The organism is Staphylococcus sp. HMSC055C03, assembly GCF_001809385.1.
Classification (GTDB): domain Bacteria; phylum Bacillota; class Bacilli; order Staphylococcales; family Staphylococcaceae; genus Staphylococcus; species Staphylococcus simulans.
Genome location: NZ_KV797491.1, coordinates 63427 through 87833, shown reverse-complemented (window position 1 = coordinate 87833; position 24407 = coordinate 63427). Strand labels below are relative to the sequence as shown.

The window sequence follows — 24407 nt, the reverse complement described above, 5'->3', positions numbered from 1 at the left end:
TATTCCAGAATGCGATAATTTTTTTCACCTTTTTGGCAACTTAAAGAAATTTAAGTCGGTTCATCACCGTTATCTATGATAAATCAAGTGTATGCGTATGCATAAATTTGGGTGGTACCACGGAAGACTTCGTCCCATATCTCAGGGATAGAAGTCTTTTTTTATTGGCAATATTATTTAGGAGGGGCAGATATGATTCAAACTGAAGAAATGAATCAGCTGAAATCAGAAGCTTTGGCCGATGTGTCACAAGCGTCAGATGAGAAAGCGTTACAAGATGTTAAAGTTAAATACTTAGGTAAAAAAGGTTCTGTTTCAGGTTTAATGAAACAAATGAAAGATTTATCAAATGAAGAAAAACCAAAATTCGGACAAGCAGTCAATGAAGTACGCCAAGCGATTGAACAAGCAATTGCTGAACGTAAAAAAGTGCTTGAACAAGAACGTTTAAATAAACAATTAGAAGAAGAAACAATTGATGTGACTTTACCAAGTCGCCAAATCAAACAAGGCGCAGCACACCCATTAACACGTACGATTCAAGAAATTGAAGATTTATTCTTAGGTTTAGGTTATGAAATTGTGAATGGTTATGAAGTAGAACAAGATTACTATAACTTCGAAGCATTAAACTTACCGAAATCACACCCAGCACGTGATATGCAAGATACATTCTATATCACAGAAGAAACGTTAATGCGTACACATACCTCACCTGTACAAGCACGTACACTTGAGAAACGTAACGGCCAAGGGCCAGTTAAAATTATTTGTCCTGGTAAAGTATATCGTCGTGACTCAGATGATGCGACACACAGTCACCAATTCACACAAATTGAAGGCTTAGTTGTGGCAGAAAATATTAAAATGAGTGACTTGAAAGGTACGCTTGAACTTGTGGCGAAAAAATTATTCGGTGAAGAACGTGAAATCCGTTTGCGTCCAAGTTACTTCCCATTCACTGAACCTTCAGTAGAAGTCGATGTGTCTTGCTTCAAATGTGGCGGTAAAGGCTGTAACGTATGTAAAGGTTCAGGCTGGATTGAAATCTTAGGTGCCGGTATGGTACATCCGAATGTTTTAGAAATGGCTGGTTTCGATTCTTCTAAATACACTGGATTCGCATTCGGTATGGGTCCTGACCGTATCGCAATGTTGAAATACGGTATTGAAGATATTCGTTACTTCTATACAAATGATGTCCGTTTCTTAGATCAATTCAAAGCTGTTGAAGATAGAGGTGAAGCATAATGTTTGTATCAAAAGAATGGTTAGAATCTTTAGTTGCGGTTAATGAACCGATTCAATCATTAGCTGAACGTATCACACGTACAGGGATTGAAGTCGATGACATCATTGATTACACAGCTGAAATTAAAAAATTAGTCGTAGGTTATGTGGAAAGTAAAACACAACATCCGAACGCAGATAAATTGAATATTTGTAAAGTGGATATCGGTAAAGAAGAACCCGTACAAATCGTTTGTGGTGCACCTAACGTTGATGCTGGACAATATGTGATTGTCGCAACTGTTGGCGGTCGTTTACCAGGCGGCGTTAAAATTAAACGTGCGAAATTACGTGGTGAAGTTTCTGAAGGTATGATTTGTTCACTTCAAGAAATCGGCGTTCAAAGCAACGTGGTACCTAAAGCATTTGAAGAAGGAATTTATAACTTCCCGAATGAAGTTAAACCAGGTACTGATGCATTAGAAGCATTATACTTAAATGATCAAGTAATGGAATTCGACTTAACACCGAACCGTGCGGATGCATTAAGTATGGTAGGTGCTGCCTATGAAACATCAGCACTTTATGGTGCTCCGTTAACATTACCAGAAACACAACCTGACACGACTGAAACTTCAGCATCTGAAGAAATTTCAGTAACAGTTGAAAATCCAGATAAAACACCATATTACAGTGCACGTGTCGTTAAAAACGTTAAAATCGGCCCATCTCCAATGTGGATGCAAGCACGATTAATGAAAGCCGGTATTCGTCCGATTAATAATGTTGTAGATATTTCAAACTATGTGTTATTAGAATACGGCCAACCACTTCATATGTTTGACCAAGATCATATCGGGTCTGACAAAATTGTCGTGCGCCAAGCTCAAGAAGGCGAAAAAATGACAACGTTAGATGATACAGAACGTGAATTATTAGCGTCAGATATCGTTATCACAAACGGCAAAGAACCGATTGCGCTTGGTGGTGTGATGGGTGGAGACTTCTCTGAAGTTACTGAACAAACACAAAATGTCGTGGTTGAAGGTGCAATCTTCGATCCTGTCAGCATTCGTCATACATCACGTCGTCTTAACTTACGTAGTGAATCTTCAAGCCGATTCGAAAAAGGAATTGCGACTGAATTTGTAGACCAAGCTGTTGACCGTGCATGTTACTTATTAGAACATTACGCACAAGGTGAAGTATTATCAGATCGGGTCGCATCAGGTGACTTAGGCGAATTTATTACACCGATTGAAATTACAGTTGATAAAATTAATAATACAATCGGTTCAGAAATGACAGTTGAAGCGATTGTGAAATCATTAAGTCAACTTGGTTTCAAAACTGAAAATAATGAAGGTAACTTAACAGTCTATGTTCCTTCACGTCGTAGAGATGTCAAAATCAAAGAAGACTTAATCGAAGAAGTGGCGCGTATTTATGGTTATGATGAAATTCCATCAACATTACCAGTCTTCGAACAAGTTACAAGCGGTCAATTGACAGACCGTCAATCAAAAACACGTATTTTAAAACGTACATTAGAAGGTGCAGGTTTAAGTGAAGCAATTACGTATTCATTAGTAGACCGTGCACGTGGTAAAGCATTCTCAGTGAGTGACAAACCAAACATTGAATTGTTAATGCCGATGAGTGAAGCACACGCAGTATTACGTCAAAGTTTATTACCACATTTAATTGATGCGGTGGCTTATAACGTGGCACGTAAAAACACAAATGTATTCTTATATGAAATCGGTCGCGTCTTCTTTGCGAATGGCAAAGGTGAATTACCAGATGAGGTTGAATACTTAAGTGGTATTTTAACTGGTGAATATAGCAGCAACCAATGGCAAGGTAAAAAAGAATTAACAGATTTCTATCTTGCGAAAGGTGTCTTAGATGCAGTTGCGGAAAAATTAGATGTTACATTTGATTACGAGGCAACGCAAATGGATGGTTTACATCCAGGACGTACGGCAAATGTTTTATTAAATGGCGAAGTCATCGGCTTTATCGGTGAATTACATCCGCAATTAGCTGAAGAAAATGACTTGAAACAACGTACGTATGTCTTTGAATTAAACTACGATAAATTGATGAATGTTTCTGTGGGTTACATCAATTATGAACAAATCCCTAAATATCCTGGTGTAACGAGAGATATCGCATTAGAAGTAGATACAACAGTGTCAGCTGCTGAACTTATTAGCACAATCAAAGCACATGGCGGTAAAATCTTACAAGATGCGCAAGTCTTTGATGTCTATGAAGGCGAACATATGGAAGCTGGTAAGAAATCAGTTGCGATCCGTATCTCTTATTTAGATACAGAAAATACGTTAACAGACGAACAAGTGACAGCGGTTCATGATGAAATCGTGAATGCGTTAACTGCAGAAGGTGCAGTGATTCGTTAATTCGGTTCATTTGAAGAAAATGAAATATAAAAAACAAGCTCTTTCTACACAGATCATGTGTGGAAGGAGCTTGTTTCATTTTCTTTATATATAAAGTGTAAGCAATCTGTTAAGGTGATTAGTTGTTTAATTGTTTTTTACGATAAAGGTCTAAGGCTTTGTCTCTATTTTTAAAGTCAGCTTTTGATATAGAGTCTAATGTCTCTGTACCGTATTGATCAATTAAACGAGCCGCAAATAAATCTACTGTTTGACTTGCCCCTTTTGGAATCGTTTGGTTTATTTTTTTGCCCATATGTTCCATATGTTTCACGAAAGCATATCGGGAAAGGATACTTGCGGCTGCGATGGCTAAAGATTTGGATTCACCTTTTGTTTCGAAACAAGTTTTGTCTGGATAAGGCATAGCTGTCAGTGCGTAATTTTGATAAACACCGCGTACCGCAAATTGGTCAATTACAATATAGTCTAAAGGGAAGTTTTGTGCTTCGATACGGTCTACCACGTTTTCAATGGCATGATTATGCAAGACCGCTTTCATTTTAACTTGTGACCAGCCGAGTTGTTTTTGTTCATTATATCTTTTGTTATCTAATGTTTGTAGTGAGTGGGGAAGGAATGTCACTAATTGCTCAGCTAATTCAACAATTTTATCATCTGATAATTTTTTAGAATCATCGACACCTAATGTTTTTAATACTTCAACATGTTCTTTTGACACATAAGCCGCACAAACAGTAAGCGGACCGAAATAGTCGCCGCTGCCTGCTTCATCACTGCCGATACAGTTGGATGTATTAAATGGATAATCACTGGAATTGATGATTGTTGTTTTCTTCTTCTTTAAGGGTGCTTTAGACGTTTGGACAGCATTACCTAGTAATTGTTGTGAAACTGCTTCTGCTTGAGTGCCTTGAAACATGACTTTGTTGGAATTATAAATATGAATTGTTGTACCTTGATATTTTGCGCGTGCGCGTGAGCCTTTGGGAAGATTCGTTGTGTCTGCGTTGATTTTGCTAAGTAATTGTTGAATTTGTTCTTCTGTTAATTTTAATACGACGTTCGCCATAGGGATGCTCCTTACTTGTAGTAGTATTCTTATTTTACTATAGGTGCCTGTCGCAATAAAAGGTTATATATTACAGTCTGTTTACATAACATTGGCAAAAAGCGTACACTACTTACATAATAAATGGCACTCGTGTATAATGGTTCGTGATGAATAAATAGAGTGGTTTTCAACAAATCAGTGTGAAAATCAGTTACGATTAATATAAGAGATACACTCATCAGTTGTCGTGGTGAATGAGTGAAAATAAGCAAGATTGGAGTTATCAAATTGGGCGAATTTAAAAATAGAATCAATGTTACGATTAATAACAAAAATTATACAATAGTCGGCGAAGATAATCCTGAGCATATACGTTATGTTGCGCATCTAGTAGATGAAAAAATTCAAGAATTAGGTCGTAAGAGTGCGGGGTTAGATACCACACGTAAAGCAGTATTAACTGCGGTTAACATTATGCATGAAAAGGTGTTATTAGAAGAAGAAAACCGTCGTTTGACACAAGAGTTGAATCGTTTAAAGCATGACGAACAGTAGGGTCTGCCTATGCTGCTAAATTTCTTCATCTTTTTTGTCTTTATTTTGATTGCCGCTATGGGGTTTCGCAGAGGATTTTGGTGGAGTCTGCTTCATTTTATAAGTACGGTCGCTGCGTTTATCTTTGCGGCATTATGGTACGCACCGATTGCGAAGCAGTTAGAATTATATGTTCCGTTTCCTAAAACGAAAGCAGCACAAACACATTATTTTATACAATATGATGATATTCATCTGCGCTTTGAAAATATTGTCGCGTTTATCATGATATTTCTAATCAGCAAGTTTATTTTATACCTTATTTTATCTGCGTTTGATAAAATAATGGTAACACAACCTATATCTATCTTGAATCGAAGTTTCGGTGTACTGCTTAGCTTGATCAGCTCTGTGGTCATTGTCTTGCTCGTATTATACTTGTGCAGCTTATATCCGAGCTTTTCGATTCAGCAGCAATTTGCACAATCGATTATCGCAAATTTGATACTCTTTCATACCCCATATCTGTCATTATTTGTGATGGCATTATAATTCAATGAATACAAAGACTAAACAAAGAGGAGGCTGACACATTCGCCAATCTGTTACAGATATACGAATGCCATCAAGTTCCTCTTTTTAATTGGAGTGAATAAAGTGAGTCAACATATTACAAAGAAAGATGTTGTGCGTTTATTAGAGAAGATTGCCACTTACATGGAGTTAAAAGGTGAAAATACATTCAAAGTGTCTGCTTATCGTAAAGCAGCGCAAAGTTTAGAAACAGATGAACGTACGATGGATGAAATTGAAGATGTCACAAAGCTTAAAAACATCGGTAAAGGTGTTGGCGAAGTTATCAATGAATATTTAGCAGTAGGTGAATCTGAAACACTTAAAGCATTAGAAGAAGAAGTGCCTGAGGGTTTAGTGCCATTATTGAAGATTCCAGGTCTTGGCAGTAAAAAGATTCATAAACTTTATAAAGAGCTTGGCATTACGAATAAAGAAGAGCTTGCACGTGCCTGTGAAAATAAAGAAGTCAGTGCGTTAAGTGGTTTCGGTAAAAAGACTGAAGAAAATATCTTAGCGGGTGTCAAAGCGCTAAGTGCACGTAAAGAACGTTATCCTATCAACTTATTGATTAAATTGAATCAAGAAATTGAAGAATATTTAGAGACGATTGATGCGTTAGAACAATATCATGTTGCAGGCAGTTTCCGCAGAGTGAAGGAAATGAGTAAAGATTTAGACTATATAATGAGTACAAATGATCCTGAGACTGTGCAACAAGCCTTATTAAAGGTGCCGCATAAAGTCAAAGATGTGGCAGTAGGATTAACGAAAGTATCGGTAGAAGTTGAATTTGAAGATGAAACAATTGAAATCGACTTCAGAATTGTTGAACCAAGCGCATATTATCATACACTGCAACATTTTACTGGATCAAAAGATCATAATATCCGTATTCGTCAACTTGCGAAAGCACGCGGTGAAAAAGTCAGTGAATATGGCATTGAACAGCCAGATGGTTCTTTGCTGCAATTAGACAGTGAAGCAGCTATCTATGAACATTTCGGACATGAATGGATTGCGCCGCCAATGCGTGTAGACGGCAGTGAATTTGACCGAGACTTATCTAATATTGTGACTTTAGATGATATTAAAGGCGATGTGCACATGCATACAACCATGAGTGACGGTGCCTTTAGTTTGCGTGAAATGATTGAAGCTAATATTCAAAAAGGCTATGAATATATGGTTATTACAGATCATTCACGTAGTTTACGTGTAGCACATGGTTTAGAAATTGAGCGTTTATTACGTCAAAATGAAGAAATTAAAGCGATGAATGAGGAATATGATGAAATTGATATTTACTCTGGAACTGAAATGGATATTTTAGCAGATGGTACATTAGATTATCCAGATGAGATATTAGCCCAGCTTGATTATGTTATCGCATCGATTCATCAAAGCTTTAATCAAACGCAAGAACAAATTATGCATCGCTTAGAACAAGCATGCCGTAATCCTTATGTGCGTCATATTGCACATCCAACAGGACGTATTATCGGTCGCCGTGATGGCTATAAAGTTAATATGGATCGATTATTCGAGATAGCGAAAGAAACAGGCACCATTTTAGAAATCAATGCGAATCCATTACGTTTAGATTTAAGTGCAGAAGCGTTACGTCATCATCAAGATATTATGGTAACCATCAATACGGATGCACACCATATCGATAACTTAGAGTTGATGAAATATGGTATCGCGACAGCGCAAAAAGCTTTTATTGATAAATCACGTGTGTTGAACACTATGAGCAGAGAAGATTTCAAATCATTTATAGAAAATAATAAAAAGCTAAAGAAATAGAGGGATGTCAGTGAGACAGAAGACATTAGATGTGCTTGATTTTGATAAAATCAAAGCACTTGTAGAAAAAGAAGCTGTCAGTGACTTAGGACGAGAAAAAGCAGCGTCAATGTCACCAGCTTCTGATTATCAAACTGTTGTTCATCAAATAGATGAAACAGACGAAATATCTCAAATTTATAATAAGCATCGTTTACCGAGTTTGAGTGGTTTATCTAAAGTGTCACCGCTTATTCATCGTGCGAAAATCGGCAGTATGTTGAACGTACGTGAATTGAACCAGATTAAGCGTTTAATTCAAGTTCAAAATCAATATAAAACATTCTACAGTCAACTCTTAGAAGAAGAGGAAGCTATCAATTATCCGATTTTAGATGAGCGTATGACTCAATTGCCGATTCTTTCGGATTTGTATCAAGAAATTAAACAAAAATGTGATGCTTATGATTTATTTGATGATGCAAGCTATGAACTTCAAAGTATCAGAAGTCGCATTCATAGTACGTCACAACGCATTAAACAAAACTTAGACCGTGTGGTTAAAAGTCAATCGAACCAAAAGAAATTATCAGATTCGATTATTACAGTCAGAAATGATAGACATGTAATTCCAGTAAAAGCGGAATATCGTCAAGATTTCAATGGTATCGTTCATGACCAATCATCTTCAGGTCAAACGTTATATATTGAACCTTCTGCTGTGGTAGAAATGAATAACAAGATCAGCCGACTCCGTAATGATGAGAAAGCAGAAGTCGAACGTATTTTGACGGAGTTGACGTTAGAAGTTGCTGGTGAAGCGGATGCTTGTTTAATTGCAGAGTCTGTAATGGGGCAAATCGACTTCTTAACTGCGAAAGCACGATACGGCAGTTCTATTAAAGGGACGAAACCTGAATTTACAGAAGAACGTAAGGTGTATTTACCAAAAGCATTCCATCCATTATTAGATCCAAAAACGGTTGTTGCGAATACTATTGAATTTGTAGATGGCATTCAAACTGTGATTATTACGGGTCCGAATACTGGTGGTAAAACTGTCACATTGAAAACGTTAGGTTTAATCATCGTGATGGCACAATCAGGTTTATTAATTCCAACATTAGACGGCAGTAAGCTTGGTGTCTTTGATAATGTTTATTGTGATATCGGTGATGAACAATCGATTGAACAATCATTATCAACGTTCTCTTCTCATATGAAGAATATTGTAGAGATTTTAAAACATGCAGATCACAACAGTGTGATTCTCTTTGACGAACTTGGTGCTGGTACAGACCCAAGTGAAGGGGCAGCACTCGCAATGAGTATTTTAGATAATGTACAAAAACGCGGTGCATTAGTGATGGCTACGACACACTATCCTGAATTAAAAGCCTATAGTTATAACCGAGAGGGTGTCATGAACGCCAGTGTGGAATTCGATGTGAATACGCTCAGCCCAACGTATAAATTATTAATGGGTGTGCCTGGACGTTCAAATGCCTTTGAAATTTCAAGTAAACTCGGTTTAAACGGCAAAATTATTCGTGATGCGAAAGCGATGATTGGACAAGATGAGCAAGAAATCAATAATATGATTGCTTCACTAGAGAAGAATACAAAACGTGTAGATAATCAACGTATTGAATTAGAACAATTATTACGAGAAGCACAAGATTTACACCGTCAATTGAGTCAGAAATATGATCAATATCAAAATTACGAAAAACAATTGATGGATGAAGCGAAAACGAAAGCCAATCAACGTGTTAAAGCTGCGACAAAAGAAGCAGAAGAAATTATTTCAGATTTACGTCAGTTAAGAGATGAGAAAAACGCTGATGTGAAAGAGCACGAGTTGATTGAAAAACGTAAACACTTAGATGAGCAATATGAAGCAACTGACCTTAAACAAAATGTGAAGAAGAAAAAATGGGATGAGATTAAAGCTGGCGATGAAGTCAAAGTCTTAACCTATGGTCAAAAAGGTGAAGTGCTTGAAATCTTGGATGATGAAGAAGCAGTGGTTCAAATGGGCATCATTAAAATGAAATTACCGATTGCCGACTTAGAGAAGAAACAAAAGACACAAGAACCACAAACGAAAATGGTATCACGTTCGAACCGTTCTCCAGTGAAAATGGAGTTAGACTTAAGAGGTTATCGTTATGATGAAGCGGTAACAGCTTTAGATCAGTACCTAGATCAAGCCATGCTCAGCAACTACGAGAATGTTTATATTATTCACGGGAAGGGAACAGGAGCATTGCAGAAGGCAGTGCAACAACATTTGAAACGACATAAAAATATTGCCTCTTACCGCACGGGTACACCAAGTGAAGGTGGCTTCGGTGTAACAGTTGCGACGTTGAAATAATACGATTATGAAAATAATATGAAGAAATATAAAAAAGAATGTGGTTATGAGCAAAGCCGATGCAATTACAAATCGTATCTGATATACTTTGTTCATCATTAAAATTCCTAAGGAGGAACGATATTTATGGCATTAATTAAAGTTACTGATTCAGACTTTAACGAACAAGTTCAAAATGGTGTTAAATTAGTAGATTTCTGGGCAACTTGGTGTGGACCTTGTAAAATGATCGCACCTGTATTAGAAGAATTAGCTCAAGATTTCGACGGTAAAGCTGACATCTTAAAATTAGATGTTGACGAAAATCCTAACACTGCAGCTAAATTCGAAGTAATGAGTATCCCAACTCTAATCGTTTTCAAAGATGGAGAACCTGTTGATAAAGTTGTAGGTTTCCAACCTAAAGAAAACTTAGCTGAAGTATTAAACAAACACCTATAATTTTAAAATAATGCCGAGTTTCGGCGATTATGGTTGAAACTTCACGTTAAATATCGAATCAATCATTACAATAATGCGAGACCAGAATATAGTGTTCTGGTCTTTTTCATATGGAAATTTAATGCGTTGGTTAAGCAAGCCAATCGCTCGTATAAGCTGGTATTTGTTATAATAGTAAATTGAATTTCATAGTAAATCTATCAAACTTTAGGAGAAAGGAGGTTAATCGTTGGAAGACTATAAAGAAAAGATTAAACAGAAACTATCAGTGGTTCCGTTTGAACCTGGCTGTTATTTAATGAAAGACCGCAACGATCAAGTCATTTATGTCGGGAAAGCTAAACGTCTTCGTAATCGATTACGTTCTTATTTCACAGGTGCGCACGATGCGAAGACGACACGTTTAGTAGGAGAAATCCGTAATTTTGAATTTATCGTTACAGATAGTGAAACGGAATCGTTATTGTTAGAGCTGAATTTAATTAAACAATATCAACCTCGTTACAATATCTTATTGAAAGATGATAAGAGCTATCCTTTCATTAAAATTACGAGAGAAAAATATCCACGTTTGTTGGTTACAAGGACTGTTAAAAAAGGGACAGGTAAATACTTTGGTCCTTATCCAAACGCATATTCAGCAGTAGAAACGAAAAAATTGTTAGACCGTATTTATCCATTCCGTAAATGTGATAAAATGCCGGATAAATTATGTTTGTATTATCACATCGGTCAATGCTTAGGCCCCTGTGTCTATGACGTAGATGAACAACAATATGCGCAAATGATTCAAGAAGTGACAGAGTTCTTAAATGGTGAAGATAAAACAATTCTTAAGAACTTAGAAGATCGCATGATGGCAGCGAGTGAACAATTAGACTTTGAACAAGCCAAAGAGTATCGTGATTTGATTCAACATATTCATAACTTGACGAAAAAACAAAACATCATGTCGACAGATAATAAAGCACGTGATGTATTTGGTTATAGTGTGTCGAAAGGTTGGATGTGTGTTCAAGTTTTCTTCGTCAGAAACGGGAATATGATTCAACGTGATACAACAATGATTCCACTTCAACAAACAGAAGAAGAGGAGTTCTATACGTTTATCGGTCAATTCTATCAATTGAATCAACATCTTTTACCGAAAGAAGTGCATGTGCCGAAAAATTTGGATGCTAACATGATTCAATCGGTTGTAGATACAAAAATTGTGCAACCAGTCAGAGGCCAAAAGAAAGATTTAGTTGAGATGGCGAATCATAACGCTGAAATTTCATTAGAAAATAAATTCGAATTGATTGCGAGAGACGAGTCTAGAACAATCAAAGCGATTGAAGAGCTTGGAGAACAAATGGGAATTCAAACGCCGATTCGTATTGAAGCGTTTGATAACTCTAACATTCAAGGTGTTGATGCAGTGTCTGCGATGGTTACTTTTGTTGATGGTAAACCAGATAAAAAAGGATACCGCAAATATAAAATTAAAACGGTTGATGGCCCTGATGATTATAAATCCATGCAAGAAGTGATCCGTAGACGTTATACACGTGTATTGAACGATGGTTTACCGTTACCTGATCTTATTATTGTCGATGGCGGTAAAGGACAGATGTCTGTAGCTATTGATGTACTTGAGAATGAATTGGGATTAGATATTCCTGTCGCAGGCTTACGTAAAAATGATAAGCATAGAACGTCAGAACTGTTGTATGGTGTAAACGCAGAAGTAGTTCCGCTTAAGAAGAACAGTCAAGCGTTCTATTTACTGCAACGAATTCAAGATGAAGTCCACCGTTTTGCGATTACATTCCATAGACAAACAAGACAAAAACATGGTTTGACATCTGTGTTGGATAATATTGATGGTATCGGACCAAAACGTAAAACGAAGTTGTTAAGAACGTTTGGTTCTGTGAAGAAAATGAAAGCAGCCACGGTTGCGGAGCTTCAAGAAATTGGTTTTCCTAAAAAAATAGCTGAGAATTTACTACAAGAATTAAATAAGGAAGAACAAAAAAGTTAGAAGCGGTATATTCTGAAGTGAAAGCTGAAGGAGGTGCCGCTTTCAGCTTAATTTTAAGTCTATTTGAAGCTGAATTTAAACTAAGATTGAAAAAAATCCATTGATAATAATTCTCATGCCCAAAAGGCTGTGAAAAAATGTTACAATATCGTTAACGAGATTTTATTTTTTTAGGTGCGTTTGTAAACGCTTTCTAAATGAAAACGATTCTCACTTAATGTGTAATTGAATACAATTGCCTCGATTGTAAGGGATTGCAGCGGTCATCGGTTCAGCATATACAGCTAAGATAGGGGTCCATACATAGAGAAAAATGGCGCTGAGCTGCCGTGCTGATTGCAGTGTTTTACAACTCCCAGCAGGGCTGTTCGTTGGTGGTTGAGTCATTTGTATTGATTTTACTTAATTTTGTGAGCATTTGGAGCATTTCAACAAACCTGAAAATGAAATCAATTAATATCATTTGTTTCACAGGGGGGACTTCCTTTTGGGTTATACTAAGAATCAATTTTATTTAAGACGCATACACTCGTTACTAGGGGTTATTCCGATCGGTGCATTCTTATTAGTGCATTTGACAGTTAACCACCAAGCGACTAAAGGAGCAGGAGCTTTCAACCAAGCAGCAGGATTTATGGAATCATTACCATTCTTGTTAGCACTTGAAATCTTCTTAATTTACTTACCAATTCTTTATCATGCGTTATACGGTATTCACATTGCATTCACGGCTAAAGAGAACGTCGGCCATTATTCATGGTTCAGAAACTGGATGTTCTTATTACAACGTATCACAGGTGTTTTAGCGTTTATCTTTATCGCAATCCACTTCTATCAAACAAAAGTGGAAATGTGGTTAGGGCATAAAGAACTAGGATTCAACATGATGCAAGACTACTTAAGCAATCCATTCTGGTTAATCTTCTACCTTGTTTTAACAGTAGCAGTAATTTTCCACTTTGCGAACGGTTTATGGTCATTCCTAGTAACATGGGGTGCCTTACAATCAGCTAAATCACAACGCGTATTTACATGGGTATCATTAGTAGTATTCGTTATTGTTTCTTACATCGGTGTAAGTGCAATCTTAGCGTTCGTATAAGAGCAATAGCATAGCGTAAATAAAGGTTATATTTTCAGGGAGTGACATTTATATGGCAGAGAAAAAAGTTATTGTTGTCGGTGGAGGACTTGCCGGTCTGATGTCAACAATTAAAATAGCAGAACAAGGTGTACATGTTGATTTATTCTCAATAGTACCCGTAAAACGTTCGCACTCTGTGTGTGCGCAAGGGGGTATTAACGGAGCGGTTAATACAAAAGGTGAAGGCGACTCACCTTGGATCCACTTTGACGATACAGTTTATGGCGGGGACTTCTTAGCGAACCAACCACCAGTTAAAGCAATGGCGGATGCAGCGCCGAAAATTATTCACTTATTAGACCGCATGGGTGTAATGTTCAACAGAACACCTGAAGGTTTACTTGACTTCCGTCGTTTCGGCGGTACGTTGCATCACAGAACGGCATATGCCGGTGCAACAACTGGTCAACAGTTATTATATGCATTAGATGAACAAGTTCGTAAGTTCGAAGTAGACGGTCTTGTGACAAAATACGAAGGTTGGGAATTCTTAGGTGTTGTGAAAGACGAAAACAACGCAGCGCGTGGTATCGTCGCACAAAACTTAACAGATGCGAAAATCGATGCATTCCGTTCTGATGCAGTAGTGATGGCAACAGGCGGTCCTGGTATTATCTTCGGTAAAACTACAAACTCAATGATCAATACAGGTTCAGCAGCATCTATCGTGTATCAACAAGGTGCAGTTTATGCGAACGGTGAATTTATCCAAATCCACCCAACAGCGATTCCTGGTGACGACAAATTACGTTTAATGAGTGAATCAGCACGTGGTGAAGGTGGACGTATTTGGACTTATAAAGACGGTAAACCTTGGTATTTCTTAGAAGAGAAATATCCGGATTACGGTAACTTAGTACCTCGTGACATCGCAACACGTGAAATCTTCGACGTATGTGTGAACCAAAAATTAGGTATCAATGGTGAAAACATGGTATACCTAGATTTATCACACAAAGATCCGCATGAATTAGACGTTAAATTAGGCGGTATCATCGAAATTTATGAAAAATTCACAGGCGATGACCCACGTAAAGTACCAATGAAAATCTTCCCAGCAGTTCACTATTCAATGGGTGGATTATACGTAGACTATGATCAAATGACTACAATTGACGGTTTATTCGCAGCAGGTGAATGTGACTTCTCACAACACGGCGGTAACCGTTTAGGTGCAAACTCATTATTATCAGCGATTTATGGCGGTACAGTAGCTGGACCGAACGCTGTAAAATATATCGACACTGTTGAACATTCATATACTGAATTAGACGACAGTCTTTACCAAGACTTAATCGATAAAGAACAAAAACGTTTTGACGATTTATTAAACATGAGAGGGACAGAAAATGCCTTCAAACTTCACCGTGAACTTGGTGAAATCATGACGAAAAACGTAACAGTAGTTCGTGATAACAAACGTTTACTAGAAACAGATGAAAAAATTCTTGAGTTGATGAGACGTTATCAAGATATTGACATGGAAGATACACAAACTTGGAGTAACCAAGCTGTATTCTTCACACGCCAATTATGGAATATGTTAGTACTTGCTCGTGTGATTACAATCGGTGCATATAACCGTAATGAATCACGTGGTGCACACTACAAACCAGAATTCCCTGATCGTAACGACGAAGAGTGGTTAAAAACAACAAAAGCATTTTACGAAGGTATCGATAATCCACCAAGATTCGAATACGAAGATGTGGATATCAGCTTAATTCCACCACGTAAACGTGACTACTCATCTAAATCAAAATCTAGTAAAGAAGATTCAAGTAAGGAAGAAGGGAGCAAATCATAATGGCAGAAGAAGTTAAAGATGAAGCGGTTCAACAACCATCTCAAAATAGCTCTAAAACTGTAACTTTAATCATTAAGCGACAAGATACTGCGGACTCACAGCCATATGAAGAAAAATTTGAAATTCCTTATCGTGAGAATTTAAACGTGATTGCTTGTTTGATGGAAATCAGACGTAATCCGTATAATACAAAAGGGGAAAAAGTTGCGCCAGTAACATGGGACATGAACTGTTTAGAGGAAGTTTGCGGTGCTTGTTCAATGGTTATCAATGGTCATGCACGTCAAGCATGTTCAGCGATTGTAGACCAATTAGAACAACCTATCCGTTTAGAACCAATGAGCACATTCCCAATCGTACGTGACTTACAAGTTGATCGTTCTCGTATGTTCGATAACTTAAAACGTATGAAAGCATGGGTACCGATTGACGGTACGTATGACTTAGGTCCTGGACCACGTATGCCTGAGAAAAAACGTCAAACAGCGTATGAATTATCTAAATGTATGACATGCGGTGTGTGTTTAGAAGTTTGTCCTAACGTAACAAGTAAAAACGAATTCGTAGGGGCACAAGCAATTTCACAAGTACGTTTATTCAACTTGCATCCAACAGGTTCAATGACTAAAGACGAACGCTTAGACGCTTTAATGGGCGGCGGCGGACTTCAAGAATGCGGTAACTCACAAAACTGTGTGAATGCTTGTCCTAAAGGTATTCCTTTAACAACTTCAATCGCAGCGTTGAACAGAGAAACTTCATTCTACATGTTCAAATCATTCTTTGGTTCTGACCACCAAGTACAATAATTTGATAATAAATCAAGAGGCAGGAGTGCGACTCCTAGCCTCTTTTTTAGTGGAAGAAAGGAAGTCGAAGATGAAAATCAGAACAGAACAATCAAATGATGAACAAGCTATAGAACGATTGATTCAAGCAGCTTTTGATACTGTTGAGATGAGTGATCAGACGGAACATCTATTAGTCCAACGTTTAAGAAAAAGTACCGCTTATGTACCTGAACTCTCTTTGGTCGCTCTATCAGAACAAGAGGAGATTATCGGTCATATTATGATGTCTAAGATTACTATTGGGTTTGAAACGCCGTCATTAGCGCTTGCACCATTAAGTGTAGCGCCGAATTATCAAAGACAAGGCGTAGGAACGAAGTTGGTTGAAACAGCATTAGAAACCGCAAGACAACTAGGTTATCAATCAGTTGTAGTTTTAGGTGACCCAACTTATTACCAGAAGTTCGGGTTTGAACTGGCTGCGGCTTATCATATTTTTGGACCAATGAAAGAGATGGAACCTTATTTAATGATTTTGGAATTGAAGGAAAATGTGCTAATGAATATGAGTGGAGAGGTACATTATTCTGAAGCTTTTAATCTTTAAAGCGTTTTCGTCTACATTTTGTCTCGTGAAACCAAATAACCATTCATGCAATCTAATTCAGGGTTATGATAAAATATAGTCTAAGAATGCTTTAGTGTGAGGATGAAAAAGACATGAATAAACCCATCGGAGTAATTGACTCAGGAGTCGGCGGCCTCACTGTAGCCAAAGAAATAATACGTCAGCTGCCAAATGAAACGATCTATTATCTTGGTGATAGCGCCAGATGTCCATATGGACCAAGAGATGGCAAGCAAGTATGTGATTTCACGGTACAGCTTGCGAATAAATTAATGGAATATGATATTAAAATGTTGGTTATCGCATGTAATACCGCAACGGCTGTCGCATTAGATACGTTGAAAGCCTTATTACCGATTCCGGTAATCGGTGTAATTGAACCTGGCTCGCGTACTGCGATTATGACGACACAAAATAATAAAGTAATGGTGTTGGGTACTGAAGGGACAATTAAATCAGAAGCTTATACAAAACATATACAAGCGATTAATCCGCATGTTGAAGTCACAGGAGTTGCATGTCCGGATTTTGTACCTTTAGTGGAACAAATGCGTTATCATGATCCCGTCGCAACAAATATTGTGATTCATCAGACGTTAAAACAATATAGAAATAATGATGCTGATACGGTAATTTTAGGATGTACGCATTATCCGTTACTCTTCCAACCGATTTATGATTATTTCGGTGGTAATAAAACTGTGATATCATCTGGTTTAGAAACAGCACGTGAGGTCAGTGCGTTATTGACGTTCAGTCATGAACATGCGCATTATACCCCGCATCCGAAACATCGCTTCTTTGCGACAGGGGATACAAAACATATCCAATACATCATTGGACAATGGTTAAAAATAGATAATGTTGAAGTAACACATGTGAAAGTGGATTAATATTGAGGTGAAGGACATGGAAGATTTAGTAATTGCGACAAACAACAAAGGAAAAATCAACGACTTTAAAGTCATCTTTCCTGAATACAATGTGATTGGTATCAGTGAATTAATTTCAGACTTTGATGTCGAAGAAACAGGGACAACATTTGAAGAAAATGCAAAATTAAAATCTGAGGCAGCAGCTCAAGCGTTAGGCAAACGTGTCATCGCAGACGACAGCGGCTTAACAGTGGATGCGTTAAATGGGGAACCTGGTATTTATTCAGCGCGTTATGCTGGAGAAGATAAAGATGATAATGCGAATATTGAAAAGTTATTAGAGAAATTAAAAGGTAACAGCCGCCACCGTACGGCAGAATTCGTTTGTGTCATCAGCATGAGTGCACCAGGCGAAGAAACTGTGACATTTGAAGGCACAGTCAGCGGTGTAATTACAATGGAAAAATTAGGTGAACATGGTTTCGGTTATGATCCGATATTCTATGTACCAAGAATGCATAAAACAATGGCACAATTAACGGATCAAGAAAAAGGTGAAATCAGCCATAGACGTCAAGCAATTGATAAATTAAAAGCTTATTTAAAGGGTGATCAAATTTGAGACGTTGGATTATTGTAAGTGACAACCACACAGAGTCTGGTATTTTATTTGAAGTGGTGAACCACTATGACCAAGTTGATGTTGCGTTGCATTTAGGTGATTCAGAGTTCCAATATGATGATACAGAATTAAGTTTATACCATCGCGTTAAAGGTAACTGTGATTTCTATCCAGAGTTTCCAAATGAAAATGTCATCAGTGATGAAGGTTTGCGTGCTTTCTATACACATGGACATTTATACAGAGTGAATACGACACGTCAACTTCTAGCTGAAAAAGCTAAAGAAGAAAATTGTCAGTTAGCCTTTTATGGACATACACATATTGCTCGTTATGAAGAAATAGAAGGGGTACATGTGATTAATCCAGGCAGTATTTCACAATCAAGAAGTATGATGGAAGAAACTTATGCTGAACTTTTAGTAGACAGTCAAAATGTCACATTGAATTTCAGAAATAGAAATCATGACATTATTGAAACAGTTGAATTTAAAGTAAACGGTTAAAATTGAAAAATAACTAAAAATAATGATGCTGAAGGGTGAAAATTTTCATTCTCCAGCATCTTTTTTATTAGATTTGTTTGACTGCGAAATAATTATTTTCATCATCCGCAAAGTTGAAGACTCTGCCTTGAGGCATGTCGACTAAATCACCGACTGTGATGTCTTTGTCTTGATAATCTTGATAGAGTTGTTCAATATCTTCTGTCGCAAACATTAAAGAAGGTGTTTCTGTACTAATGCCTAAATCTAATGATTGTATCTTTTGCTTGTTGTGGAGGACAATGGCTGTTTGTGCGTCACTTGATGGTCGCAGTACAATAGTACGCATACCATGTTGTTCTGTATCGGATGAAACAGTGAAACCTAATTTTTCTGTCCAAAAAGCTTTGGCTGTTTCTTGGTCATTCACATATAACATGACTTCGTCTAAACGTTGAATCATTTTAACACCTCGAGTTTCTTTTTTTAACTTATCATCATATCCCCGCTTATTTGTTGTTTGAAACTACAAATAAAAGGTATGATTAGAATGCAGTACATTAAATAAAAAGGGGATTGATTATGACTCAATTATATCCATATTTAGCGTTTAACAATACTAAAGAGGCATTAAAATATTATGAAGAGGTTTTTGGCGCAACTGATATTCAACGTTTAGCTGTTGATCCATCACAAGCTGAAAACTTTGGTGTGAGTGAAGAAGAAGCGGACAATAAAACAATGCATTCTGAATTTACCATTGCGGGTGTGACATTATACGCATCAGATGCGTTCGGTAAAGATGTTCAAATCAACGAAGGTATTTCTTTATTAATTGATTATGATATTAATGATGAAGCGGATGCAAAACGTGTAGAAGCTTTATATGACAAAGTAAAAGATGATGAATCTGTCCATGTAGATATGCCACTAGCAGAACAATTCTGGGGCGGTAAAATGGGTTCATTTACAGATAAATATAATGTACGTTGGATGTTGCACGGACAAGATCATTCAAAACAATAAAAGAAAATAATAGATAAAAGCTGAAATAAGCATCCATGTCTTAATAAAACGGACATGGATGCTTATTTTTGTTAAAGGTATGATAATTACCAGAAAAAGTTTTTGAGAATAAAATATCCAATCACACTGATAACAATTATCCACAAGATGATAATCAAAACACCCGCATACCAATTGTGTGAAAGGATATTTTTATTGAGTTCTGATGCTTTTCGACGATTATCTTGAAGAATAGGTTCAGGTATTAATTTTAAGCACAAGGCAATACCTAATGGCACAATAATAATATCATCTAGATAACCTAAAACAGGGATGAAATCAGGAATCAAATCAATCGGACTTAATGCATAAGCAACGATACAGACTGCAAGTATTTTAACGGTCAATGGTGTGCGTTGATCCTTCGATGATAAATAGAGTACTAGCAGTTCTTGGTTCATTTTAGCGACAAATGATTTCAAAGCAGGTAAGAAATTGATATTCATAAATGTAGTCTCTCTTTATTGTTTTAGTTTATTTAGCTTCAAAGCAAGTTGACCTGTTACTATCGCATCGGTTAAAGCATCTTCAGATTCATAGTTTTCTAAGTTAAAGTATGTCTTTAAAGTGTCGAATTTATGATTAGGTGTATCTTTCACTAACTTTCTCGCAAGAGGGAGTGTATCTAGTACAGTATATTCAGGCATATCTATATTAAAGTCGTCGAAATAACGTAATAGGAATTTCATAGAGAAAGTTGCCGCATGCGCTACGATTTGTTTATCTCCAATAAATGTACGAATGGCTTCTATATCTTCTTTTTCAATAAAATCTTTGTCTTCTAAGAACTCATTCGTAACACCTGTCATTTGTATCACTTTTCTTGTTAATAAGCGTGTAGGTCGAAAGTATTTCATATATTGGTTTATCATTTGACCATTTTTAAATTCGACGAGTGCGATTTGAAAAGCATCATGAAAATCAGAGCTTAAACCGGTTGTTTCAATTTTGAGTGTGACAAAGTGGTCCGCAAGTGTTTGTGATTTTATATAATGAATCGGCAATCTTTTGCGTTGTCTTAATTCAGCTTCTAATTCTTTAATATACTTTTCTTTAAGTCTTAATTTCATGACAAGTAATTCATTTTCTGTTTTTAAACGTTTCAATTCTTCTTCTTGATCCACATCGCCACCTCCATCAGTTAAAGTGTATAACTATTTTACAATAAAATAGTAGGAGGGTGCTTAGATTAAGGTCGTGAGAAAAGTAATCCATAAATTCGAACACAAAAAAGAGAAGACCTTATTAGATCTTCTCGCTAAAACAATATGGTGAATGTTTGGCTTTATATTAGATACCAAAGAGTTTACTTACAATGCTAGCACCGTTTGTGATGATGTCTACGATGTTTTTACCTAATTCTAAGTTTTGACCGTTTTGAGCTGCTTCAATTGTAGCTTGGATTGCGTTGAATAAACCTTCCATGATTGTCACCTCAATATTTGTATTGTTTAAGGTTAAGTGGAATACCAACCTTTGATATCTCTACTATACAATCATCTTTTATCTAATTGGGCTAAATTCCTTAACTCACAATGTTCTATGCATACCCGTGGTATATCTGACAGATTCTTGACACTTAGGCATTCCTAACTGTTCTCTACTTGAGAAAAGTGATATACTTGTCATGATAAGTGCAATACATCTTCTAAAGTGAAAAATCATAACAGAAATTATTATGAATGGTATTGATTTAAATACTTTAATTAGATATAATAATTCTTGTGTTAAAAAATTATGTCCTGGTAGCTCAGCTGGATAGAGCAATGGCCTTCTAAGCCATCGGTCGGGGGTTCGAATCCCTCCCAGGACGTCTCTTAAAGCCTGTAACCCTTGTGGTTATGGGCTTTTTCTTATTTATCAGCAATTTTTTTAAGTAATTCTATGATTTCATCATTTTGTTTGATTATCTTGTCTCTTTGCGCGATGTGTATAAAATTTTGCTTTTGTTGAGACATGTAGTAGTTAAATTGTGCTTGTTTCTCTATATTGAAAGTGAATTGTCCCATTACATGATAGAAGTTATCGAAATTAGCGAAAATTTGTTGGAACTTAAATGCTTCTATTGTTGTTTCGGTTGGATTAGGTATACCTTGTGTTCTAAAGAAATCAATCAATTTATCATGTTGTATTTGTTCTGGTGTCTTTTCCTCACCTAAAATTCCTCTTTCTTGAAAGATATGTTCCAAGTCTTGATAAAACTTTTCTTTATTAAATTTAAAAATTTCCTTGTAAAGCTTTATAAAGTGGCGCTTATCTTCAATACTCAATTCTTTCCATTGTTTTTTCTGTTTTTTATCAAGTTCTGCAAGAATGCTTCCTTCAATGAAGCTTTCTCGAAATCCTAATTGTTTCATCTTAATACCTCCTAATTGATATGAGTATATTTTAAAAAAAGATGCACCAACTAAGGTACATCTTTTTAATAGATCGAATTTATCTCACTGGTATTTTTTTATAGTACTTATCATCAGAGAATTTTGTGTTTGTTCTGATACGTTGGTTGATGACTTCTTCTTGTTCGTATTCACTTAAAGTACTCATATAAGGTTTTGGTGGTTGTTCACCAAACTTCTCAATGTATGACTGATACGCGCGTTTTAAACGTGGATTCATTGAATTCAACTCCCTTTAAACATTAATACATCTCTTATAATGTATTTACCCTTAATCCATTGATTATAGTCTAAGGGTAATTTAAATACATGCGAACTTAATTATACGCCAGCTAATAACGATAGGCAAATGAGCTATTGGGGTGAGAGCTTCACTATAGGGCGTCCTTTAATATAAATAATGTCTCCTTTATCGAGTGAAACAGACTTGGTGAAGTTCTTTTTTAAGATGTCATTATATTTAGGACCATCTTTTTTATTGCTTGTCACGATAAAGTTCCCGCTGTTATCTGATTTGATTTTATACTTACCGGGTTTAACATCGGTACCGACGATATAAGTACCGGGTGTGAGACTTGTGCGCATCTTATGTTTTTCTGGTGCGATGATATATTCAGTGTGATTTGCTTTTTCTTTTTCATTCAATACGAGCGTGTGACCTTCGACAAGATACGTTGTAAATGAAGAGGGGCCAGAAGTTTTTGAAAGGAATTGACTCTCTGCTTCCTTATCAAAAGGGTTTTTCATTGTGATAATTCCAGACGACGATTTGCCGGTAGGAGTAATACGGTAATATCCAGGTTCAATATCTTGGCCTACTTTTAATGCTTCAGCTTTTGATTTGATCGTTTTGCCTGAAGCGGTTGTAGGTTTAAAATCGACCGGGAAATAGTCATGTTCATATTCGTATCCTTTAGATTTTATCTCATCACGAGAATAGTGGTGTTCTGTATCTTGATTTTGACTTGTGTCTTGTTTTGGTTGAGGTGCAGGTTTTGGTTTATCTCTTTTGTCTAAGAAGGACAGTTTATCTTTGAAAGAAAACTTTGTATTGATGTTTTTGTAGAGTGATTGATCCGTGAAAATACCCACAAAACAAATGAGACCTAACAATAAAGAACTCAATGTAATAGTCAATTTGAATTTGTATCGAGCTTGTTTACCTAAGGCGTTTAAAGTAAAGAATAAAAAAATAATAAAGATAAGTGTGAATAGCAGCCATAAAGTTAAAAAGGTAGTCGCGGTGAAGGTCATATTTTTATCCTCCCATACCCAAATAGGTGATTGATATTTGTTTATATTCTTTAGTATATCTAACAAAATATAGTTTCACAATTAAATGTTGGATGGGTTAATCGCTTAAATATTGTAATAGACGTATAGTGCTATTGCAAGATATTATAAATTCAACTACCATGAGGACTGATGGGGGTGAAACAATGAAGTATGAAACGATACTGTTAGATTTTGATGATACGATTGTGGACTTTCATGATGCAGAAGACCAAGCATTCTTTCATTTAGCCAAAGAATATCAACTTGATCCGACATATCAAAATTTAGCGTTATTTAAAGAAGTGAATCAAGCGCATTGGGAAGCGTTTCAAGAGAATAAGTTAACAAAAGAAGAAGTACTGACTGAGCGTTTTATTAATTATTTTGATCGTTTTGGGATGCAGGTAAATGGACATGAAGCGGATGTGATGTTCCGCGATGGTCTTGCGACAGCACCGGTAAAGTATTTTCCTGATACTTTAGATGCCATTCAATATATGGCAGATCATGCGAAGCTTTATATCGTGACGAATGGTGTTGAAGATACGCAATTACGCAGACTGACCCAAACACCGCTTGAATCGATGATTAATGATATTTTTATTTCAGAAGTGACAGGTTTCCAAAAACCGATGCCGGAATTCTTTGATTATGTATTTGACCGTATAGATGCGGATCGTGAGCGTACATTGATTATCGGTGATTCGCTAACATCTGATATCCAAGGTGGTATTAATGCAGGTGTTGCGACATGCTGGTTTAACTATAGAGGTAAAGAAAATACAACGCAGATTCAGCCAGACTATGAAATTAAAAACTTAAATGAAATCAAATCGATTTTATAATAGAAATACGGCCTTGCATCAC

General features: G+C 36.5%; 25 protein-coding genes and 1 tRNA gene. 18 read left to right on the top strand and 8 right to left on the bottom strand.

The annotated features are described in order from the left end of the window. The first annotated feature begins 192 nt into the window (after positions 1-192). The gene (gene pheS, locus HMPREF2603_RS05770; protein ID WP_002480560.1) at positions 193-1251 is read left to right on the top strand and encodes a phenylalanine--tRNA ligase subunit alpha; all 1059 of its coding nucleotides are present in this window, start codon (positions 193-195) and stop codon (positions 1249-1251) included. Beyond that, the gene (pheT, locus tag HMPREF2603_RS05765; protein ID WP_060803918.1) at positions 1251-3656 is read left to right on the top strand and encodes a phenylalanine--tRNA ligase subunit beta; all 2406 of its coding nucleotides are present in this window, start codon (positions 1251-1253) and stop codon (positions 3654-3656) included. The genes pheS and pheT overlap by 1 nt, the downstream gene beginning before the upstream one ends. Positions 3657-3774: 118 nt before the next feature. Here pheT and rnhC read toward each other — a convergent pair whose 3' ends face one another. Continuing rightward, positions 3775-4728 (bottom strand): ribonuclease HIII, encoded by a 954-nt coding sequence (gene rnhC / locus HMPREF2603_RS05760; protein ID WP_060803919.1) that lies wholly within the window; start codon positions 4726-4728, stop codon positions 3775-3777. A gap of 270 nt (positions 4729-4998) precedes the next feature. Between rnhC and zapA the strand changes: the two genes are divergently transcribed. From zapA to HMPREF2603_RS05695, 13 genes are all read left to right on the top strand, one after another. Next, entirely contained in the window at positions 4999-5265 is a 267-nt protein-coding gene (gene zapA, locus HMPREF2603_RS05755; protein WP_002480563.1) for a cell division protein ZapA, read from the top strand. A gap of 9 nt (positions 5266-5274) precedes the next feature. Further along, a complete protein-coding gene (locus tag HMPREF2603_RS05750; protein ID WP_060803920.1) occupies positions 5275-5796 on the top strand; it encodes a CvpA family protein in 522 nt (173 codons plus the stop codon). A gap of 117 nt (positions 5797-5913) precedes the next feature. Continuing rightward, positions 5914-7626, top strand: a complete 1713-nt coding sequence (gene polX, locus HMPREF2603_RS05745; protein WP_060803954.1) for a DNA polymerase/3'-5' exonuclease PolX — start codon at positions 5914-5916, stop codon at positions 7624-7626. A gap of 10 nt (positions 7627-7636) precedes the next feature. Continuing rightward, the gene (locus HMPREF2603_RS05740) at positions 7637-9985 is read left to right on the top strand and encodes an endonuclease MutS2 (protein ID WP_060803921.1); all 2349 of its coding nucleotides are present in this window, start codon (positions 7637-7639) and stop codon (positions 9983-9985) included. A 126-nt stretch (positions 9986-10111) separates the two neighbouring features. Further along, positions 10112-10426 carry a thioredoxin gene (gene trxA, locus HMPREF2603_RS05735; protein WP_002480567.1) on the top strand — a complete coding sequence of 105 codons (315 nt, stop codon included), beginning with the start codon at positions 10112-10114 and terminating at the stop codon, positions 10424-10426. A 229-nt stretch (positions 10427-10655) separates the two neighbouring features. After that, complete coding sequence (gene uvrC / locus HMPREF2603_RS05730) at positions 10656-12452, top strand: excinuclease ABC subunit UvrC (protein WP_002480568.1); 1797 nt, start codon at positions 10656-10658, stop codon at positions 12450-12452. 487 nt (positions 12453-12939) lie between these two features. Next, entirely contained in the window at positions 12940-13554 is a 615-nt protein-coding gene (locus tag HMPREF2603_RS05725; protein ID WP_002480569.1) for a succinate dehydrogenase cytochrome b558 subunit, read from the top strand. A gap of 52 nt (positions 13555-13606) precedes the next feature. Beyond that, positions 13607-15403 carry a succinate dehydrogenase flavoprotein subunit gene (sdhA, locus tag HMPREF2603_RS05720; RefSeq protein WP_070501995.1) on the top strand — a complete coding sequence of 599 codons (1797 nt, stop codon included), beginning with the start codon at positions 13607-13609 and terminating at the stop codon, positions 15401-15403. Continuing rightward, positions 15403-16212 (top strand): succinate dehydrogenase iron-sulfur subunit, encoded by an 810-nt coding sequence (gene sdhB, locus HMPREF2603_RS05715; RefSeq protein WP_060803922.1) that lies wholly within the window; start codon positions 15403-15405, stop codon positions 16210-16212. Before sdhA ends, sdhB begins: the two co-directional genes overlap by 1 nt. A gap of 70 nt (positions 16213-16282) precedes the next feature. Beyond that, complete coding sequence (locus HMPREF2603_RS05710) at positions 16283-16801, top strand: GNAT family N-acetyltransferase (RefSeq protein WP_060803923.1); 519 nt, start codon at positions 16283-16285, stop codon at positions 16799-16801. Between the two features lie 113 nt (positions 16802-16914). Beyond that, positions 16915-17715, top strand: coding sequence for a glutamate racemase (gene racE / locus HMPREF2603_RS05705; RefSeq protein ID WP_002480573.1), 801 nt, complete (start codon positions 16915-16917; stop codon positions 17713-17715). A gap of 16 nt (positions 17716-17731) precedes the next feature. Continuing rightward, the gene (locus tag HMPREF2603_RS05700) at positions 17732-18319 is read left to right on the top strand and encodes an XTP/dITP diphosphatase (protein WP_023015785.1); all 588 of its coding nucleotides are present in this window, start codon (positions 17732-17734) and stop codon (positions 18317-18319) included. Beyond that, the gene (locus HMPREF2603_RS05695; RefSeq protein ID WP_002480575.1) at positions 18316-18825 is read left to right on the top strand and encodes a YfcE family phosphodiesterase; all 510 of its coding nucleotides are present in this window, start codon (positions 18316-18318) and stop codon (positions 18823-18825) included. Before HMPREF2603_RS05700 ends, HMPREF2603_RS05695 begins: the two co-directional genes overlap by 4 nt. Positions 18826-18892: 67 nt before the next feature. On the opposite strand, the gene HMPREF2603_RS05690 is transcribed toward HMPREF2603_RS05695, so the two are convergent. Next, positions 18893-19267 carry a VOC family protein gene (locus HMPREF2603_RS05690; protein ID WP_057510376.1) on the bottom strand — a complete coding sequence of 125 codons (375 nt, stop codon included), beginning with the start codon at positions 19265-19267 and terminating at the stop codon, positions 18893-18895. 119 nt (positions 19268-19386) lie between these two features. On the opposite strand from HMPREF2603_RS05690, the gene HMPREF2603_RS05685 reads away from it, so the two are divergent. Beyond that, complete coding sequence (locus HMPREF2603_RS05685) at positions 19387-19830, top strand: VOC family protein (RefSeq protein WP_023015783.1); 444 nt, start codon at positions 19387-19389, stop codon at positions 19828-19830. Between the two features lie 86 nt (positions 19831-19916). Here HMPREF2603_RS05685 and HMPREF2603_RS05680 read toward each other — a convergent pair whose 3' ends face one another. The 3 genes from HMPREF2603_RS05680 to HMPREF2603_RS05670 form a co-directional block, all read right to left on the bottom strand. Further along, positions 19917-20315, bottom strand: a complete 399-nt coding sequence (locus HMPREF2603_RS05680) for a YkvA family protein (RefSeq protein ID WP_023015782.1) — start codon at positions 20313-20315, stop codon at positions 19917-19919. A gap of 15 nt (positions 20316-20330) precedes the next feature. Then, on the bottom strand, positions 20331-20993 hold the full coding sequence (locus HMPREF2603_RS05675) for a 3'-5' exonuclease (RefSeq protein WP_060803924.1): 663 nt from the start codon (positions 20991-20993) through the stop codon (positions 20331-20333). 166 nt (positions 20994-21159) lie between these two features. Next, positions 21160-21294: a beta-class phenol-soluble modulin gene (locus tag HMPREF2603_RS05670; protein ID WP_002480580.1), complete on the bottom strand. Its 135-nt coding sequence runs from the start codon at positions 21292-21294 to the stop codon at positions 21160-21162. Between the two features lie 314 nt (positions 21295-21608). Between HMPREF2603_RS05670 and HMPREF2603_RS05665 the strand changes: the two genes are divergently transcribed. Further along, positions 21609-21682: transfer RNA gene (locus HMPREF2603_RS05665), tRNA-Arg, on the top strand. Between the two features lie 40 nt (positions 21683-21722). Here the strand turns inward: HMPREF2603_RS05665 and HMPREF2603_RS13610 are convergent. The 3 genes from HMPREF2603_RS13610 to HMPREF2603_RS05650 all read right to left on the bottom strand — a co-directional run bounded on the left by HMPREF2603_RS13610 (position 21723) and on the right by HMPREF2603_RS05650 (position 23519). Continuing rightward, a complete protein-coding gene (locus HMPREF2603_RS13610; RefSeq protein ID WP_231724097.1) occupies positions 21723-22226 on the bottom strand; it encodes a hypothetical protein in 504 nt (167 codons plus the stop codon). A gap of 79 nt (positions 22227-22305) precedes the next feature. Then, complete coding sequence (locus tag HMPREF2603_RS05655; RefSeq protein WP_002480583.1) at positions 22306-22485, bottom strand: hypothetical protein; 180 nt, start codon at positions 22483-22485, stop codon at positions 22306-22308. Positions 22486-22619: 134 nt separating this feature from the next. Beyond that, positions 22620-23519: a hypothetical protein gene (locus HMPREF2603_RS05650; protein ID WP_060803925.1), complete on the bottom strand. Its 900-nt coding sequence runs from the start codon at positions 23517-23519 to the stop codon at positions 22620-22622. 185 nt (positions 23520-23704) lie between these two features. Between HMPREF2603_RS05650 and HMPREF2603_RS05645 the strand changes: the two genes are divergently transcribed. Continuing rightward, complete coding sequence (locus HMPREF2603_RS05645) at positions 23705-24385, top strand: YjjG family noncanonical pyrimidine nucleotidase (RefSeq protein ID WP_002480585.1); 681 nt, start codon at positions 23705-23707, stop codon at positions 24383-24385. Positions 24386-24407 lie beyond the last annotated feature (22 nt).

Excerpts from the sequence above, each read along its gene's own strand:
- pheS (WP_002480560.1), top strand. The coding sequence starts at position 193 with ATGATTCAAACTGAAGAAATGAATCAGCTGAAATCAGAAGCTTTGGCC.
- pheT (WP_060803918.1), top strand. The coding sequence starts at position 1,251 with ATGTTTGTATCAAAAGAATGGTTAGAATCTTTAGTTGCGGTTAATGAA.
- rnhC (WP_060803919.1), bottom strand. The coding sequence starts at position 4,728 with ATGGCGAACGTCGTATTAAAATTAACAGAAGAACAAATTCAACAATTA.
- HMPREF2603_RS05750 (WP_060803920.1), top strand. The coding sequence starts at position 5,275 with ATGCTGCTAAATTTCTTCATCTTTTTTGTCTTTATTTTGATTGCCGCT.
- trxA (WP_002480567.1), top strand. The coding sequence starts at position 10,112 with ATGGCATTAATTAAAGTTACTGATTCAGACTTTAACGAACAAGTTCAA.
- sdhA (WP_070501995.1), top strand. The coding sequence starts at position 13,607 with ATGGCAGAGAAAAAAGTTATTGTTGTCGGTGGAGGACTTGCCGGTCTG.
- sdhB (WP_060803922.1), top strand. The coding sequence starts at position 15,403 with ATGGCAGAAGAAGTTAAAGATGAAGCGGTTCAACAACCATCTCAAAAT.
- HMPREF2603_RS05710 (WP_060803923.1), top strand. The coding sequence starts at position 16,283 with ATGAAAATCAGAACAGAACAATCAAATGATGAACAAGCTATAGAACGA.
- racE (WP_002480573.1), top strand. The coding sequence starts at position 16,915 with ATGAATAAACCCATCGGAGTAATTGACTCAGGAGTCGGCGGCCTCACT.
- HMPREF2603_RS05700 (WP_023015785.1), top strand. The coding sequence starts at position 17,732 with ATGGAAGATTTAGTAATTGCGACAAACAACAAAGGAAAAATCAACGAC.
- HMPREF2603_RS05690 (WP_057510376.1), bottom strand. The coding sequence starts at position 19,267 with ATGATTCAACGTTTAGACGAAGTCATGTTATATGTGAATGACCAAGAA.
- HMPREF2603_RS05685 (WP_023015783.1), top strand. The coding sequence starts at position 19,387 with ATGACTCAATTATATCCATATTTAGCGTTTAACAATACTAAAGAGGCA.
- HMPREF2603_RS05680 (WP_023015782.1), bottom strand. The coding sequence starts at position 20,315 with ATGAATATCAATTTCTTACCTGCTTTGAAATCATTTGTCGCTAAAATG.
- HMPREF2603_RS05670 (WP_002480580.1), bottom strand. The coding sequence starts at position 21,294 with ATGGAAGGTTTATTCAACGCAATCCAAGCTACAATTGAAGCAGCTCAA.
- HMPREF2603_RS13610 (WP_231724097.1), bottom strand. The coding sequence starts at position 22,226 with ATGAAACAATTAGGATTTCGAGAAAGCTTCATTGAAGGAAGCATTCTT.
- HMPREF2603_RS05655 (WP_002480583.1), bottom strand. The coding sequence starts at position 22,485 with ATGAATCCACGTTTAAAACGCGCGTATCAGTCATACATTGAGAAGTTT.
- HMPREF2603_RS05650 (WP_060803925.1), bottom strand. The coding sequence starts at position 23,519 with ATGACCTTCACCGCGACTACCTTTTTAACTTTATGGCTGCTATTCACA.
- HMPREF2603_RS05645 (WP_002480585.1), top strand. The coding sequence starts at position 23,705 with ATGAAGTATGAAACGATACTGTTAGATTTTGATGATACGATTGTGGAC.